This window comes from Pseudomonas lundensis (genome assembly GCF_001042985.1).
Lineage (GTDB): Bacteria > Pseudomonadota > Gammaproteobacteria > Pseudomonadales > Pseudomonadaceae > Aquipseudomonas > Aquipseudomonas lundensis.
The window spans coordinates 38,597-52,975 of the sequence record NZ_JYKY01000015.1 but is presented as its reverse complement, the minus strand read 5'-3'; the positions used below and the strand labels follow the sequence as shown (position 1 = coordinate 52,975).

At 58.9% G+C, this 14,379-nt stretch carries 17 protein-coding genes and 1 other RNA gene; 10 read left to right on the top strand and 8 right to left on the bottom strand.

Annotated elements, in window-relative coordinates; translation table 11 throughout:
- Positions 1–90: 90 nt before the first annotated feature.
- Positions 91–540 (bottom strand): EVE domain-containing protein, encoded by a 450-nt coding sequence (locus TU74_RS13580; protein ID WP_048376837.1) that lies wholly within the window; start codon positions 538–540, stop codon positions 91–93.
- Positions 541–734: 194 nt separating this feature from the next.
- Here TU74_RS13580 and TU74_RS24465 point away from each other — a divergent pair, with 194 nt between their 5' ends.
- Complete coding sequence (locus TU74_RS24465) at positions 735–884, top strand: hypothetical protein (RefSeq protein ID WP_088500203.1); 150 nt, start codon at positions 735–737, stop codon at positions 882–884.
- 21 nt (positions 885–905) lie between these two features.
- Here the strand turns inward: TU74_RS24465 and TU74_RS13575 are convergent, their stop codons facing one another.
- The 4 genes from TU74_RS13575 to TU74_RS13565 all read right to left on the bottom strand — a co-directional run bounded on the left by TU74_RS13575 (position 906) and on the right by TU74_RS13565 (position 2,330).
- Complete coding sequence (locus TU74_RS13575; RefSeq protein WP_047291988.1) at positions 906–1,541, bottom strand: 5-formyltetrahydrofolate cyclo-ligase; 636 nt, start codon at positions 1,539–1,541, stop codon at positions 906–908.
- 56 nt (positions 1,542–1,597) lie between these two features.
- Positions 1,598–1,775: non-coding RNA, 6S RNA (ssrS, locus tag TU74_RS23510), on the bottom strand.
- Positions 1,776–1,806: 31 nt separating this feature from the next.
- Positions 1,807–2,124: a cell division protein ZapA gene (locus TU74_RS13570; RefSeq protein WP_047279798.1), complete on the bottom strand. Its 318-nt coding sequence runs from the start codon at positions 2,122–2,124 to the stop codon at positions 1,807–1,809.
- On the bottom strand, positions 2,121–2,330 hold the full coding sequence (locus TU74_RS13565) for a TIGR02449 family protein (protein ID WP_047272830.1): 210 nt from the start codon (positions 2,328–2,330) through the stop codon (positions 2,121–2,123). The genes TU74_RS13570 and TU74_RS13565 overlap by 4 nt, the downstream gene beginning before the upstream one ends.
- 134 nt (positions 2,331–2,464) lie before the next feature.
- Here TU74_RS13565 and TU74_RS13560 point away from each other — a divergent pair, with 134 nt between their 5' ends.
- The 8 genes from TU74_RS13560 (at position 2,465) to gcvH (ending at position 11,466) form a co-directional block, all read left to right on the top strand.
- A complete protein-coding gene (locus TU74_RS13560) occupies positions 2,465–3,028 on the top strand; it encodes a YecA/YgfB family protein (protein WP_047291779.1) in 564 nt (187 codons plus the stop codon).
- Positions 3,029–3,057: 29 nt separating this feature from the next.
- A complete protein-coding gene (pepP, locus tag TU74_RS13555) occupies positions 3,058–4,392 on the top strand; it encodes a Xaa-Pro aminopeptidase (RefSeq protein ID WP_048376836.1) in 1,335 nt (444 codons plus the stop codon).
- On the top strand, positions 4,389–5,576 hold the full coding sequence (ubiH, locus tag TU74_RS13550) for a 2-octaprenyl-6-methoxyphenyl hydroxylase (RefSeq protein ID WP_048376835.1): 1,188 nt from the start codon (positions 4,389–4,391) through the stop codon (positions 5,574–5,576). The genes pepP and ubiH overlap by 4 nt, the downstream gene beginning before the upstream one ends.
- An 86-nt stretch (positions 5,577–5,662) precedes the next feature.
- A complete protein-coding gene (locus tag TU74_RS13545; RefSeq protein ID WP_193790970.1) occupies positions 5,663–6,880 on the top strand; it encodes a 2-octaprenyl-3-methyl-6-methoxy-1,4-benzoquinol hydroxylase in 1,218 nt (405 codons plus the stop codon).
- A 119-nt stretch (positions 6,881–6,999) separates the two neighbouring features.
- The gene (locus tag TU74_RS13540; protein ID WP_048376833.1) at positions 7,000–8,001 is read left to right on the top strand and encodes an extracellular solute-binding protein; all 1,002 of its coding nucleotides are present in this window, start codon (positions 7,000–7,002) and stop codon (positions 7,999–8,001) included.
- Positions 8,002–8,164: 163 nt separating this feature from the next.
- Positions 8,165–9,781 (top strand): ABC transporter permease, encoded by a 1,617-nt coding sequence (locus TU74_RS13535; RefSeq protein WP_048376832.1) that lies wholly within the window; start codon positions 8,165–8,167, stop codon positions 9,779–9,781.
- A gap of 156 nt (positions 9,782–9,937) precedes the next feature.
- Entirely contained in the window at positions 9,938–11,020 is a 1,083-nt protein-coding gene (gene gcvT / locus TU74_RS13530) for a glycine cleavage system aminomethyltransferase GcvT (protein WP_047279794.1), read from the top strand.
- A gap of 62 nt (positions 11,021–11,082) precedes the next feature.
- Positions 11,083–11,466 carry a glycine cleavage system protein GcvH gene (gcvH, locus tag TU74_RS13525; RefSeq protein WP_048376831.1) on the top strand — a complete coding sequence of 128 codons (384 nt, stop codon included), beginning with the start codon at positions 11,083–11,085 and terminating at the stop codon, positions 11,464–11,466.
- Positions 11,467–11,519: 53 nt separating this feature from the next.
- On the opposite strand, the gene TU74_RS13520 is transcribed toward gcvH, so the two are convergent.
- Positions 11,520–12,662 carry a DegT/DnrJ/EryC1/StrS family aminotransferase gene (locus TU74_RS13520; RefSeq protein WP_048376830.1) on the bottom strand — a complete coding sequence of 381 codons (1,143 nt, stop codon included), beginning with the start codon at positions 12,660–12,662 and terminating at the stop codon, positions 11,520–11,522.
- A 388-nt stretch (positions 12,663–13,050) separates the two neighbouring features.
- On the opposite strand from TU74_RS13520, the gene TU74_RS24680 reads away from it, so the two are divergent.
- Positions 13,051–13,161, top strand: a complete 111-nt coding sequence (locus TU74_RS24680) for a pyocin S6 family toxin immunity protein (protein WP_241485564.1) — start codon at positions 13,051–13,053, stop codon at positions 13,159–13,161.
- A gap of 384 nt (positions 13,162–13,545) precedes the next feature.
- On the opposite strand, the gene TU74_RS13515 is transcribed toward TU74_RS24680, so the two are convergent.
- Together TU74_RS13515 and TU74_RS13510 are read right to left on the bottom strand one after the other, a co-directional pair.
- Positions 13,546–13,860 (bottom strand): DUF2388 domain-containing protein, encoded by a 315-nt coding sequence (locus TU74_RS13515; protein WP_047272840.1) that lies wholly within the window; start codon positions 13,858–13,860, stop codon positions 13,546–13,548.
- 67 nt (positions 13,861–13,927) lie between these two features.
- The gene (locus TU74_RS13510; RefSeq protein ID WP_047272841.1) at positions 13,928–14,377 is read right to left on the bottom strand and encodes an NfeD family protein; all 450 of its coding nucleotides are present in this window, start codon (positions 14,375–14,377) and stop codon (positions 13,928–13,930) included.
- Positions 14,378–14,379: the final 2 nt, after the last annotated feature.

Sequence of the window (14,379 nt, the reverse complement as noted above, 5' to 3'; positions counted from 1 at the left end):
GGTCAAAGCCTAGACGCTATTGAGCGAGGTTGCCGAAGTGATTTGCCCGTTTGCAGGCGCACGCCTGAGCCTGCAGGGCGTGGCTGCCCGTCAGAGCAGCCCCAGCACCGTCGCCCATTGTTCGTCTGTGACGGGCATGACTGAAAGGCGGCTGCCTTTTTGAACCAGGGGCATCTCGGCCAGCGCCGCCTGTTGTTTGAGGTAGTCGAGCTTGATCACCTGAGGAAATGTGTGCACGTGAGCTACTTGCAACGCACTCCACGGGTTTTTCTCGGCACTGGCTTTGGGGTCGTAGTAAGGGCTGTCGGGGTCGAGCGCGGTGGGGTCGGGGTAGGCCGCTTCGACGATGCGGCCAATCCCGGCAATGCCGGGTTGCGGGCAACTCGAATGGTAGAAAAAGAACTCATCGCCCACCGCCATGGCACGCATGAAATTACGTGCCTGGTAGTTACGAACGCCGTCCCAGCGCGCCTCACCGACTTTCTGTAAGTCCTTGATCGAGAACTCGTCAGGCTCGGATTTCATCAACCAATGGGCCATTTTTCTTCTCCTGAAACATGATGTGAATCATCTTTCTTGAAACATTTTGATAAACCGACAGCCGGTTGACGCCATCGTTTGCGTGTCGTTACGGGTTGTCGCAGAATGCCGGGATTTTAAGCTTGACGCTGCTGCACGGCCTATAAAAAAACCGTTGCTGTCATCGTGTTGATTTGCCTGAAGGGGGGCAATCGATGAAACGCAAACCGGATGTACTGTGGGTTTTGGCTTTTTTGTTCGGTTTGGGCGTAGTGACGACGGGGTATGCGCAAAGTTTGTGGTCCAACTCGACCGACGCGCCGATTGAACTGGCTCAACAGCAAGTACAACCTTTCAAACGCTAAACTTTCTTGCGTTAACGCGTTTCAGGCATCGCACTCAACGTGATGCCTTGGCGATGTGTGGGCGACGTACCACTGTTTGTCTGACACCGTGCCTTGTAACGGTACGTCCCAACTGGCTTGTGTCAGGCTTTCGACCTTTTGGCATTCGTGGGCCAGGCCTAACAGTGTCGGTTTGCGCCAGCTCTGTCGGCGTCCCAGATACGCCAGGCTGCGGTCGTAAAACCCGCCGCCCATGCCCAGCCTTCCACCCTTCGCATCGAACCCCACCAATGGCAGCAACACCAGGTCGAGTGTCCAGACCTTGCGTTGGCGTGCGGGGTTGATGCGTGGCTCCAGAATACGGAAGCGGTTGGGGATCAGCTTCTCGCCAGGGGCGATGCGTTGAAACACCATTTTGGTCCGCGGCCACGCGCTGAGTACCGGCAGGTAGGTGATCTTGCCCCGGCGTTGCGCTTCGCGCAGCAGCAGACGCGGATCGATCTCACCGTCGGTGGGCAGATATAGCGAGAGGTGTTTGGCGCGGCGAAACAAAGGATGTTGCGCCAGTTGCCGGTACAGGCCGCGGGCGGCCAGACGTTGCGCGCAGGGCGACAGTTCGCGGCGGGCATTGCGCAGTTGTCGGCGAAGTTGCGGGCGGGTAGGTGGCGTGCTGTTCAAGGTCGACACCGAGAAAGCCAATGCCAGCAGAGGGCTGGCATTGCACTGGAAAAATCAGGCTCCCCGACGTACCGCTGTCGGCTTGGCCCTTGAACCCGAAAGTTCAAGGTGGAAGTTGCAGTAGACCTTAAGGCTTTCCGTCTAGCGGACATGCACACCGGTCCAACGTGCAAGCTCCAGGGTAGTGCGAATCGGCTCAGGGACATCGCTAACTGGCGAATACTCCAGGGAGTGGCGCGAGTATACCCCAAAGAAACCTTTTGAATCAGCTTTGACGTTCGTTCGGATCAGTGGCAAGCACCAGATCCACGCGTTCCAGCAGGTCTCGCACTTGTTCGCGGGTGGAGCTGCTGGTCTGAACTTCGGCGACCTCCTGCTTGTGCAGCAGATCGTGAGTGATATTGAGCGCGGCCATGACGGCGATGCGGTCGGCGCCAATGACTTTGCCGCTGCTGCGGATTTCGCGCATTTTGCCGTCCAGGTAACGGGCGGCGCTCACCAGGTTGGTCCGTTCTTCCTGGGGGCACATGATCGAATATTCTTTATCGAGGATATGCACGGTGACGCTATTGCTTGAACTCATGAGTCTTGCTCCAGGGCTTTGAGGCGCGAAATCATCGATTCCACCTTGTGTCGGGCGATTTCGTTTTTTTCAATGAGGTGCGCGCGTTCCTCGCGCCAAGTCTTTTCCTGAGCTAGTAAGAGTCCGTTTTGACTTTTAAGTTGCTCGACCCGGCTAATCAAGCGTTCGAGTCTAGCCATCAGTTCATGCAGGTCGGTGTCTTCCATTGTGTCCTACTGTGTATTTTCTGATGGAGGGTGACGATCAGGGCAGTTGACGCCTCGATGGTCTGGCTCGTCTGCCGATGCTAGGATACAAGGCCTCCATTCTAGACATAGCGCCGCTTGGCGCCTAGCTGACCATGCCTATTCAGAACTCCCCGTACCAAGCCTTTGCCGCCCTGCTGAGCACCAGCGGCATTAACGTATCGCCTGCCGAGTTGCACGGCCTGTTGCTGGGTCGCAGTGCGGCCGGTGCCGGCTTTGAACCTGACAACTGGCTGGCCGATGCCACAGAGCTGTTCCAGAGCGAAAATGAAATCAGTGACAACGTACGCAATGCCTTGATCGGTTTGCAAGAGATGGTCAAGGGCGAACTGACCAGTGACGACATGACCGTCGTGCTGTTGCTGCCAACAGACGACGCGCCGCTGCCTGATCGCGCCACTGCACTGGGTGAGTGGTGCCAGGGTTTTCTGGCCGGTTTCGGGCTTAACTACCGTGATAACGCGTTGAGCATCGAAGGCAAGGAAGTGCTGCAAGACCTGGCGGCCATCGCACAGGTGCAGGACGCGCTGGAAGAATCTGAAGACGGTGAAAGCGACTACATGGAAGTGATGGAATACTTGCGCGTTGCGCCGCTGTTGCTGTTCACCGAAACAAAAAAGCCTGAAGCGTCAGCGGCCGCCAAGCCTTCGTTGCACTGATCGATCACCAAGAGGAAACCCGTCTGCCCATGATCCATATCCCGAAATCGGAATACGCACGCCGCCGCAAGGCGCTCATGGCGCAGATGGAACCCAACAGTATCGCGATATTGCCCGCGGCCCCCGTGGCGATCCGCAACCGTGACGTCGAGCACGTCTACCGCCAGGAAAGTAACTTCCAGTATTTGAGCGGTTTCCCTGAGCCTGAAGCGGTGATCGTGTTGATCCCCGGCCGGGCTCATGGCGAATTCGTGCTGTTTTGCCGCGAACGCAACCCTGAGCGCGAGCTGTGGGACGGTTTGCGGGCCGGGCAGGAAGGCGCCATGCGCGATTTCGGTGCGCACGATGCATTCCCCATTACCGACATCGACGACATCCTGCCGGGGCTGATTGAAGGCCGCGACCGGGTGTACTCAGCGATGGGCAGCAACCCGCAATTCGATCGCCATTTGATGGAGTGGATCAACACCATCCGCTCCAAGGCCAGCCTCGGCGCTCAGCCGCCCAACGAATTTGTTGCCCTGGATCATCTGCTGCATGACATGCGCCTGTATAAATCGGCGGCAGAAATCAAAGTCATGCGCCACGCGGCGCAGATTTCGGCCCGTGCTCATATCCGTGCCATGCAAGCCAGCCGTCCGGGCTTGCATGAATACAGTCTGGAAGCCGAGCTGGATTATGAATTCCGTAAAAGCGGGGCAAAAATGCCAGCGTATGGCTCGATTGTCGCTTCGGGTGACAACAGCTGCATCCTTCACTACCAAGAGAACGACGCCCTGCTCAAGGACGGCGATCTGGTGCTGATCGATGCGGGTTGCGAGATCGACTGTTATGCCAGCGATATCAGCCGCACCTTTCCGGTCAACGGGATCTTTTCGCCCGAGCAAAAAGCAATTTATGACCTGGTGCTGGCGTCGCAAGAAGCCGCGTTCGCTGAAATCGCGCCGAACAAACACTGGAATCAGGCCCACGAGGCGACTGTTCACGTGATAACGGCGGGGCTGGTGGCGCTGGGGTTATTGCAGGGCGAAGTCGACGAGCTGATCGCCAGCCAAGCCTATAAAGCGTTCTACATGCACCGCGCCGGTCATTGGCTGGGGCTGGATGTGCATGACGTGGGTGAGTACAAGGTCGGGGGTGAGTGGCGCGTGCTGGAAGTCGGCATGACCCTCACCGTTGAGCCCGGCATCTACATCAGCCCTAACAATCAAACCGTCGCCAAAAAATGGCGCGGCATCGGTGTGCGGATCGAGGATGACGTAGTGGTCACCAAAAACGGTTGTGAGATTTTGACCGGCGATGTGCCGAAAACGGTGGCCGATATCGAGGCCTTGATGGCTGCGGCCAAGGTGAACGCAGCATGAGTCGGGTCAATCTGGCCATCATTGGCGGCGGGCTGGTGGGTGCGAGCCTTGCGCTGGCGTTGCAGGCTGGCGCCAAGGCGCGGGGCTGGAAAATCGTCCTGATCGAACCCTTCGCTCCCGGCAATAGCTACCAGCCCAGCTACGACGCGCGTTCCTCGGCCTTGAGCTATGGCGCCCGGCAGATCTATGAGCGACTGGGGCTGTGGCAGTCCATCGCCACCCGCGCCGAACCGATCAAGGACATTCACGTGTCCGACCGCGGGCGTTTTTCGACCGCACGCTTGTCCGCCATTGAAGAAGGTGTGCCAGCGCTGGGGTACGTGGTCGAAAACGCCTGGCTGGGCCAGTGCCTGTGGAAAAACCTGGACCCTGACGTCATTACCTGGCGCTGCCCCGCTGAAGTTATCCACCTGCAGCCGCTTGAAGACGGCTATCGCCTGACCCTCCACGATGAAACCACGCTTGACTGCGACCTCGCCGTGCTGGCCGATGGCGGGCGTTCGGGCTTGCGCGAGCAGTTGGGGATTCATGTCAGCAAGCGTCCTTATGACCAAAGTGCGCTGATCGCCAACATCACCCCGAGTGAAGCCCACGGCGGGATGGCCTTTGAGCGTTTCACCGACGAAGGCCCGATGGCCTTGCTGCCGCTGCCGGAAAACCGTTGCGCGTTGGTGTGGACCCGCCTGGGGATGGACGCCGAGCGTTTGGCAGCGCTGGATGAGCGCAGCTTCCTCAGTGAATTGCAGGGCGTGTTCGGCTATCGCCTGGGCACCCTCAAGCAAGTCGGGGCGCGGCATTTGTATCCGCTGACGCTGATCGAGGCGCAAGAGCAAGTACGCCCGCACCTGACTGTGTTGGGGAATGCCGCCCACAGCCTGCATCCCATTGCCGGTCAGGGTTTTAACCTGTCGCTGCGCGATGCCCAGGCTTTGGCCGACGCGTTGTTGGCGAGCGACAAACACCCCGGCGATCTGGCCACGTTGTTGAGTTATCAACAGCGGCAAAAACTCGACCAGCAATTGACCATTGGTTTTTCAGACCAGGTGACGCGGTTGTTTGGTAGCGATCAGACGCTGGTGTCGTTCGGCCGCAACCTGGGCTTGCTGGGGCTTGATCTGCTGCCTCCAGCCAAACGCTGGTTTGCCCGTCAGGCCATGGGCCTGGGCACCCGCGCAGACAGTTGATGATGGCCGGGGGCGTTCGCGCCCCTTGTCGATCCTTTTTTCACGTGCGGCGCTTGCCGCTCACGACACAGGCTTAAAGCATGGAAATGCGCGCAGATCTGCTGATTGTTGGGGCCGGAATGGTCGGAAGTGCCTTGGCGCTGGCGCTCAAGGACAGCGGCTTGAAAATCTTGCTGCTCGATGGCGGCCCGCTGAGCGTCAAACCGTTCAGTACCGACGACGTCTTCGAGCCTCGGGTCAGCGCCTTGTCGGCCGCCAGCCAGCGCATCCTGCAACGCCTGGGTGCGTGGGACGGTATCGTCCGGCGCCGCGTCAGCCCCTATTCGCACATGCACGTGTGGGACGGCAGCGGGACAGGCCAGATCCATTTCTCGGCGGCCAGCGTGCACGCCGACGTGCTGGGTCATATCGTAGAAAACCGTGTGGTGCAGGATGCGCTGCTGGAGTGTTTGCAGGGCAGCGACATCGAATTGCTGGCCAATGCGCGGCTGGAACAGATGCGCCGCTCAGGGGACGAGTGGCTGCTGACGCTGGCGGACGGTCGCACCTTGCGCGCGCCGCTGGTGATCGCAGCCGATGGTGCCCACTCGGCGGTGCGCCGCCTCACGGGCTGTGAGACCCGCGAATGGGACTACATGCATCACGCCATTGTCACCAGCGCTCACTGCGCCCAGCCGCATCAGCAAACCGCCTGGCAGCGATTCACTGACCACGGGCCCTTGGCATTTTTGCCTTTGGAGCGCGATGGCCAGCAGGACTGGTGCTCGATTGTCTGGTCCACCACGCCTGAAGAAGCCCAACGTTTGATGGCGCTGGATGACGACGGTTTCTGCCGTGAGCTTGAGCGGGCGTTCGAAGGGCGGCTCGGGCCGGTACTGAGCGCAGACCCGAGGGTCTGTGTGCCTTTGCGCCAACGTCACGCCAAACGCTATGTCGCCGAAGGGTTGGCACTGATCGGTGATGCCGCCCACACCATCCACCCGTTGGCCGGGCAGGGCGTCAACCTCGGTTTCCTTGATGCGGCGGTGTTGGCCCACGTGTTGTTGCACGCGGTTGACCGCGGCGAACGTCTGGCCGACATCAAAGTACTAAGCCGTTTCGAGCGTCGTCGTATGCCGCACAACCTGGCGTTGATGGCGGCGATGGAAGGCTTTCAGCGACTGTTTCAGGCGGATTCGCTCACCGCGCGCTTGCTGCGCAACAGCGGCCTGAAGTGGGTCAACCAAATGCCCGAGGCCAAAGCGGTGTTCGTGCGTCAGGCGCTGGGGTTGACCGGGGATCTGCCGCCGCTGGCCAAGCCCTGATCGGAGCCTGTCCCGGTCTTTGCAACATCTGGTAACGCCTCGGGGGCGAGTTAGGTTGAGCTGGCAAATGTGATTCACTACCATTTACGCCCGATTCGCATCTAGAGAGACCGCCCCCCATGTTGGCACCCAAGCGTCTACTGACTGCCCTGGCCCTGAGCGTTTTTGCGAGCAGCGTCTACGCTGCCGACGAAGTGGTGGTGTATTCCTCGCGCATCGACGAACTGATCAAGCCGGTATTTGACGCCTACACCGCGAAAACCGGGGTCAAGGTCAAGTTCATCACGGACAAGGAAGCGCCGCTGATGCAGCGCATCAAGGCAGAGGGCCAAAATGCGACTGCCGACCTGTTGTTGACCGTGGACGCGGGCAACCTGTGGCAAGCCGAGCAAATGGGCATCCTGCAGCCGTTCACGTCCGAAGTGATCGATAAAAACATCCCGCCGCAATACCGCTCTTCTTCCCACGCGTGGACGGGCTTGAGCCTGCGTGCGCGGACCATCGCCTACTCCACGGACCGGGTCAAACCTGAAGAGCTGTCCACCTACGAAGCGCTGGCCAATAAAGAGTGGGAAGGCCGCCTGTGCCTGCGCACCGCCAAAAAGGTGTACAACCAGTCGCTGACCGCCACCATGATCGAAGTGAACGGTGCCGACAAAACCGAAGAGATCCTCAAAGGCTGGGTGAACAACCTGTCCACTGATGTGTTCTCGGATGACATCGCGGTGCTGGAGGCGATCAACGCCGGTCAGTGCGACGTGGGCATCGTCAATACCTACTACTACGGCCGCCTGCACAAGCAGAAGCCCGACCTGGCCGTGAAGTTGTTTTGGCCCAATCAGGCTGATCGCGGTGTACACGTCAACCTGTCGGGTATTGGTTTGACCCAATACGCTCCGCACCCGCAAGCCGCCAAGGCGCTGGTCGAGTGGATGACCACGCCGCAGGCGCAGTTGATCTTTGCAGGCACGAATCAGGAGTTCCCGGCGAACCCGAGCGTTCCGCCTTCTGCCGAAGTGGCCAGTTGGGGTGAGTTCAAGGCAGACGCTTTGCCAGTCGAAGTGGCTGGCAAACGTCAGGCTGAAGCCATCCGCATGATGGACCGCGCGGGCTGGAATTAAGCCCGGTCTAAAGCCAACCCTCTCCCTCGCGCAGAGGGCGCTGACGGGCGGTCTGTTCGAAGGCGCGCGGCCTCTATTCGGGCCGCGCGCAGCCTTCCCCCTCCACATCGTGTAACAACGCAACATACAATCGCTGGTCCTTCCCTCCTTCCGAGAGTCTTTTGTGGCACATCCCGCCCAACGTCGCTGGTATCCGCTGGTTTTTAGCATCGCTGCCCTGGTGCTTTTGCCCCTGAGCGTTTTGCTGTTGTCCTGGCAAAGCGTGGACAGCCAGATCTGGAACCACCTGTGGGACACACAAATGCCGCGTCTGCTGGGCAACACGCTGACGCTGATCATCGGGGTCGGGATCGGCGTCAGCCTGCTGGGCGTCAGCCTTGCGTGGTTGACCAGCTTGTGCGAATTCCCGGGCAGACGCTGGCTCGACTGGGCGCTGATGTTGCCGTTCGCGATCCCGGCCTACGTGCTGGCGTTTGTGTTCGTCGGCTTGCTGGACTTCGCCGGACCGGTTCAAACGCTGCTGCGCGAATGGTTCGGCACGGGGCTGCGTTTGCCTCGCGTGCGCTCCACCGGTGGCGTGATCATCGTGCTGATTCTGGTGTTCTACCCGTATGTCTATTTGCTGGCGCGCACTGCATTTTTGGCGCAGGGCAAAGGGTTGATGGAGGCGGCGCGGGTGCTGGGGCAAAGCCCGTGGCAGGCGTTCTGGCGCGTGGCCTTACCCATGGCGCGCCCGGCCATCGGCGCCGGGGTGGCGTTGGCGCTGATGGAGACGCTGGCTGATTTCGGCGCCGTGTCGGTGTTCAATTTCGACACGTTCACCACGGCGATCTACAAAACCTGGTACGGCTTTTTCAGTCTCTCAACCGCCGCGCAACTGGCCAGCCTGCTGTTACTGGTGGTGATGATCGTGCTCTATGGCGAACGCCGCGCCCGGGGCGCCAGTCGTGCCAGTAACGAGCGTCCGCGCGGTAAGGCCCTCTATCACCTCACCGGGCCTAAAGCCTGGTTGGCCAGCGGGTGGTGCGCGCTGGTGTTTGCGTGTGCGTTTGTGATCCCGATGCTGCAACTGGTGGTGTGGTTTTGGCAACGTGGGCGCTTTGACCTCGATGAGCGTTACACGGGCCTGATACTGCACACTTTGTACTTGGGCGGCATGGCGGCGCTTATCACGGTCTGTGTGGCTCTGGTGCTGGCGTTTGCCCGGCGTCAGGCGCCGACACCGACCATCCGTGCCGGGGTGAGCCTGGCTAACCTGGGTTACGCGCTACCCGGTTCGGTATTGGCGGTGTCGATCATGTTGGCCTTCAGTTATCTGGATCGCGAACTGGTCATTCCGGTTTCCGGTTGGCTGGGCGGCGCGGGCAAGCCCTTGCTGCTGGGCAGCCTTTCAGCCTTGTTACTGGCGTATTTGGTGCGCTTTATAGCCGTCGCTTATGGCCCGCTCGAAAACAGCCTGGCGCGCATTCGTCCGTCGTTGCCCGAAGCTGCACGCAGCTTGGGCGTGAGTGGCCCGCGACTGTTTTTCAAAGTGTATCTGCCGTTGTTGTTGCCGGGGACATTGAGTGCGGCGCTGCTGGTGTTTGTCGACGTGCTCAAGGAAATGCCCGCAACCCTTCTAATGCGGCCCTTCGGCTGGGACACACTGGCCGTGCGCATCTTCGAAATGACCAGTGAAGGCGAATGGGCTCGTGCTTCACTGCCCGCCCTGACGCTGGTACTGGTGGGACTGTTGCCGGTCATCGGGTTGATTCGACGCTCGGCCCATCGAATCGGCTAGGTGTCAGTGCTCCGGCATGCGGCTACAATGCGCGGCATTCGGTGCGGTCTGTCAATCAGGCCAGGTTCCCTGCGCAGTGTAAGAAAGCTAACTTAACTAGCTTGAAACACTTTGCACGCCTGTCCGCACCTTCGCCAATCCCGGAAGGAGGAACCCATGGGACAGCGTACGCCTTTGTATGACCTGCATCTCGCCCTCGGCGCGAAGATGGTCGATTTTGGCGGTTGGGACATGCCTTTGCATTACGGCTCGCAGGTGGAGGAACACCACGAAGTGCGTCGGGACTGTGGAGTGTTTGATGTCTCGCACATGACCGTGATTGACGTCGGCGGCGTGCAGGCCAAGGAATGGCTTCAGCATTTGCTGGCCAACGATGTCGAGCGTCTTCACACCCCTGGCCGTGCGCTCTACAGCGCCATGCTCAATGAAAAGGGTGGCGTGGTCGACGACATGATCGTTTACCTCAGGGCCGACGGTTACCGCTTAGTGGTCAACGCAGCGACCCGCGATCAGGACCTGGCGTGGATGACGGCCCAGTCCCGCGGTTTTGACGTGCAGTTGCAGGAACGCCCGGAGCTGGCGCTGCTGGCGATTCAAGGCCCACAGGCCCGGCACAAGGTCGCTGAACTGGTGAGCCAGGCCCGCAGCGATGTGATTCACCAGCTCAAACCCTTCGAAGGACTGGACGCAGGGGACTGGTTCATTGCCCGCACCGGTTATACCGGCGAAGACGGGCTGGAAATAGTGCTCCCCGCCGATCAGGCGCCAGCGTTCTTCAACGATCTGGTCGGTGCAGGTATCTCTCCAATCGGCCTCGGTGCGCGTGACACGTTGCGCCTGGAGGCGGGTCTTAACCTCTATGGTCAAGACATTCACCTGTCGGTCTCGCCCCTTTGCGCCAACATGGAGTGGACCATCGCCTGGGAACCGGCTTCGCGCCTGTTCATCGGACGCGAAGCGCTGGAGGCCGAAAAAGCAGGGGGCGTGCCGCTGAAACTGGTGGGTTTGGTGCTCGAAGAGCGAGGCGTCCTACGGGCTCATCAGGTTGTTCGTATTGCTGGTGTTGGCGAAGGAGAGATAACCAGTGGTAGTTTCTCTCCTACGCTAAGCAAATCGATTGCCTTGGCCCGCGTTCCGATCGCCACGGGTGACCGTGCTGAAGTCGAAATTCGCGGCAAGTGGTACCCGGTTCGCGTGGTCAAACCCACGTTTGTACGTCTAGGCAAAGCCTTGATCTAACGTTTACCGGCAGGCTTGCGCTGTGTGCAAGCGGCTGACATTTCTTATTGAGGACACTGAATATGAGCAATATCCCCGCTGAGCTGCGCTTTGCCGAAAGTCACGAGTGGGCCCGTCTGGAAGCGGACGGCACTGTCACTGTGGGTATCAGTGAGCACGCTCAGGAAGCGTTGGGGGATGTGGTGTTCGTTGAGTTGGCCGAAGTGGGCAAAGTGTTTGCCGCAGGCGACACTGCAGGCGTCGTGGAGTCGGTAAAAGCCGCCTCGGACATCTATGCGCCAGTGTCCGGTGAAGTGATCGAGGTCAATGAGACGCTGGCCGACAGCCCTGAAAGCCTGAACAGCGATCCTTACGCGAGCTGGATCTTCAAGCTCAAGCCAAGCAACACCGCTGAGCTGGACAAACTGCTGGATGCCGCTGGCTACAAAGCCGCCATTGGCGAGTAAGCCACGGCGGGACGGTCGCTGCCGGTAGACCTCTCTACCGGCAGCGAAATCGGTTACGCGTTCAGCAACACGGCCTTGACGGCTTTAACCGACCGCTCCACATCGGCTTTGGTCATCGCCGTGAACATCGGCAATGACACAATCAGCCGCCCTACGCGTTCTGCGACGGGGAACATCCCTTCTTTGAAACCTTGCGCGCGATACAGGCTCAGCAAGTGAATGGGCGGGTAGTGATAGCCCACGCCCACGCCCAATGCCTGCATATCTTTCATGAACGTAGCCCGTGCCGGTTGGCCGTCCTTGCGCTCAGGCAGCACTAGCTGGAACAAGTGCCAATTGGTAGTGCTGAAATCAGCCACAGGCAATTGCGCGCCGTATTCGGCTTCAAAACCAGGGCCGAAACACTCGAAATAATGCCTGGCCAATTCACGGCGGTGCGCGGTAATCGTCTCGATATGGGCGAACTGCCCGAGACCGATGGCAGCCGCAATGTCAGTCATGTTGAACTTGCCGCCCAGAACGTCGACATCCAGGCCATCGAATCCGGTACGGGTGACGCCTTGCAGGCGGTATTTCTCAGCCAGCCGCGCTTCTTCTTCGTTATTGAGCACCAAACACCCGCCCTCGGACGAGGTGATGTTCTTGTTGGCCTGGAAACTGAACGACACGAAATCCCCGCGTGCGCCGATGCGCTGCCCGTTCCAGCTCGCGCCTAGGGCCTGAGCGGCGTCTTCGACCACGCGCAGGTTATGTTTTTTGGCCAGAGCGTAAAGGGCGTCCATGTCCACCGGCAGGCCGGAGAGGTAAACCGCAATGATGGCTTTGGTGCGTGGCGTAATCGCGGCTTCGGCTTTCTTCAGGTCAATATTGCGGGTGATCGGATCAATATCGGCAAACACCGGCGTAGCGCCGACCTCGAGAATCACATTGGCAGTCGCGACCCATGAGATCGGCGTCGTGATGACTTCGTCACCTGCACCGATCCCTGCGATGCGCAGGGCGATTTCCATGGTGCACGTGCCGGAGTTGAACGTGCGCACCGGGCGACCGCCCACGTACTCGGACAATTGCGCCTCGAATGCCTGAACCTTTGGCCCGCTGGTGATCCAGCCCGAGCGCAACACGTCGCCCACGGCAGCAATGGTGGCTTCATCGATGGTTGGTTTGGAAAACGGCAAGAAGGGCAGCGAGCTCATAAAGGCGTGACGTCCGATGTGAATGAGTAATGAGAGACCATAGAGCAATAGCACATGGCCCAAATCATACCCAGAGCATGGATCACATCAGGTGAAATTTCTGTATGAAGGCTGAATGAAGCGCGTTATGAAGGGGACTATCAACCAGCATGGAGCCGTTGAGGTCTGCGACAAGCAAGGTAAACACGTAGGTGAGCATGGCGCCCCCACGGGTGTATAAAACGGAAAATCGATCAAACAGCAGTCATACAGAAATGCTTATGTGCCTGAGTATCAGTGGTTTTATACCTGACCCTACTGACGATGATTTGATTAAGTGTTTAACGTGATATCAACCACTTTTTAACGATCAATTGTTTAAGCGCTCGGCCATAAAAGTCTTAACGCAATGGCAGAAGGTGGATGGCTATTAAGCAGTGAACAGGCCGCGCAGATTTTAAAAATCTTAGGTCAGGCCCTTCCAACAGGCTTGAAGTTATTCAGGGATGTTGAGGCATAGCGATCATATGGCAGTACATTCGGGGAATTTTCTTACAGTCTAACTATGTTGTCGGATTAACAGTGTTTGACGGTGTTGTGCATTATCCAACTCACTGACATCGAGGGATTAACAGGTAGGCGTTTAAGTGACGATGAGCACCTCTTTCATCTCACGTGTAATACGCCTTGAAAATCGGCTTTTGAAAGTTAAGGTCAGCAGCGGTGCTGACTCATTTCCTCTGGATACTCACACCCAAACAACATTTCCGATGGTGTCGATGAGCACTCTATAAACACCCATCAGCGTTTGCCACTGAGGGTGTACCAAACGTCTGGCGGTGAAGCAGGGCAACGCATCACCGCCAGATGAGTGAGCCAGCACGCCAGAGGCGACAGGCCGGTTTTATTCAGCGGTCGCGTTTTTTGCCAGAATCGCGTTGGCCAAATCCATGTCACTCACTTTCAGGTTCGGGTTCTGCGCGCGAACCTCCTGCATGGCCGACTCCAGGTATGGCCCACGGATCTCGCCGTTGCTGGCCACAAAACTGCCTGCGTCATCTTGTGCGGCGATGACCTTACGGTCTTTTTTGAACGTCAGGTAGGTGGAACCCGTGGTCGCACCGGACGACAGGACGTTGCGCCAGAAGCTGTCGGCCATCGCTGAGCCAACAGGAAGGGTCAACAAAGCGGCAGCGGCAACAGCATATTTGAGACGCATGATGGGAAACTCCGGATAAATGAACTACCAACTTTGATTCTAGTCAGTGTTAGAGAGTTCCGTAACCTTACGTCACAATTTCTACTGTGAGCACGACCCCATTCTGAGCGACCACCCGCACGGCCGTGCCCACCTCGGCGTCAGGCCCTTCGGCCATCCATACACTGTCGCCCGCTTTGATTTTCCCTCGTCCATCCACAATGGCTTGTTGAACGAGGAATGTGCGGCCTATGAGTTCATGCCCCCTGCGGTTGAGGAAAGGTTGATCGCTCAAGGCGGGCGAAGTGCGCTGGCGTTTCCACCAGTACACCGCCGTCAGGATGGCCAGTACGCCAAACAGCGGCAATTGCAGCGTCCAGGCCAGCTCGGGTATCAAAAACTTCAACCCGGCCACAAGAGCAGCGGCAAGCCCGGCCCACAGCAAATACCCGCCTGTACCGAACACCTCCAAGATCAGTAGCACTGCTGCCAGAGCCAGCCAGTCCCAGTGGTTGAGGTTTTGCAGGAGTTCCAACATGT

Coding starts and splice junctions, on each gene's coding strand:
- gcvH (WP_048376831.1), top strand. CDS start 11,083: ATGAGCAATATCCCCGCTGAGCTGCGCTTTGCCGAAAGTCACGAGTGG.
- TU74_RS24465 (WP_088500203.1), top strand. CDS start 735: ATGAAACGCAAACCGGATGTACTGTGGGTTTTGGCTTTTTTGTTCGGT.
- TU74_RS13560 (WP_047291779.1), top strand. CDS start 2,465: ATGCCTATTCAGAACTCCCCGTACCAAGCCTTTGCCGCCCTGCTGAGC.
- ubiH (WP_048376835.1), top strand. CDS start 4,389: ATGAGTCGGGTCAATCTGGCCATCATTGGCGGCGGGCTGGTGGGTGCG.
- TU74_RS13515 (WP_047272840.1), bottom strand. CDS start 13,860: ATGCGTCTCAAATATGCTGTTGCCGCTGCCGCTTTGTTGACCCTTCCT.
- TU74_RS13580 (WP_048376837.1), bottom strand. CDS start 540: ATGGCCCATTGGTTGATGAAATCCGAGCCTGACGAGTTCTCGATCAAG.
- TU74_RS13520 (WP_048376830.1), bottom strand. CDS start 12,662: ATGAGCTCGCTGCCCTTCTTGCCGTTTTCCAAACCAACCATCGATGAA.
- TU74_RS13565 (WP_047272830.1), bottom strand. CDS start 2,330: ATGGAAGACACCGACCTGCATGAACTGATGGCTAGACTCGAACGCTTG.
- TU74_RS13545 (WP_193790970.1), top strand. CDS start 5,663: ATGCGCGCAGATCTGCTGATTGTTGGGGCCGGAATGGTCGGAAGTGCC.
- TU74_RS13510 (WP_047272841.1), bottom strand. CDS start 14,377: ATGTTGGAACTCCTGCAAAACCTCAACCACTGGGACTGGCTGGCTCTG.
- TU74_RS13570 (WP_047279798.1), bottom strand. CDS start 2,124: ATGAGTTCAAGCAATAGCGTCACCGTGCATATCCTCGATAAAGAATAT.
- TU74_RS13540 (WP_048376833.1), top strand. CDS start 7,000: ATGTTGGCACCCAAGCGTCTACTGACTGCCCTGGCCCTGAGCGTTTTT.
- gcvT (WP_047279794.1), top strand. CDS start 9,938: ATGGGACAGCGTACGCCTTTGTATGACCTGCATCTCGCCCTCGGCGCG.
- pepP (WP_048376836.1), top strand. CDS start 3,058: ATGATCCATATCCCGAAATCGGAATACGCACGCCGCCGCAAGGCGCTC.
- TU74_RS24680 (WP_241485564.1), top strand. CDS start 13,051: ATGGCAGAAGGTGGATGGCTATTAAGCAGTGAACAGGCCGCGCAGATT.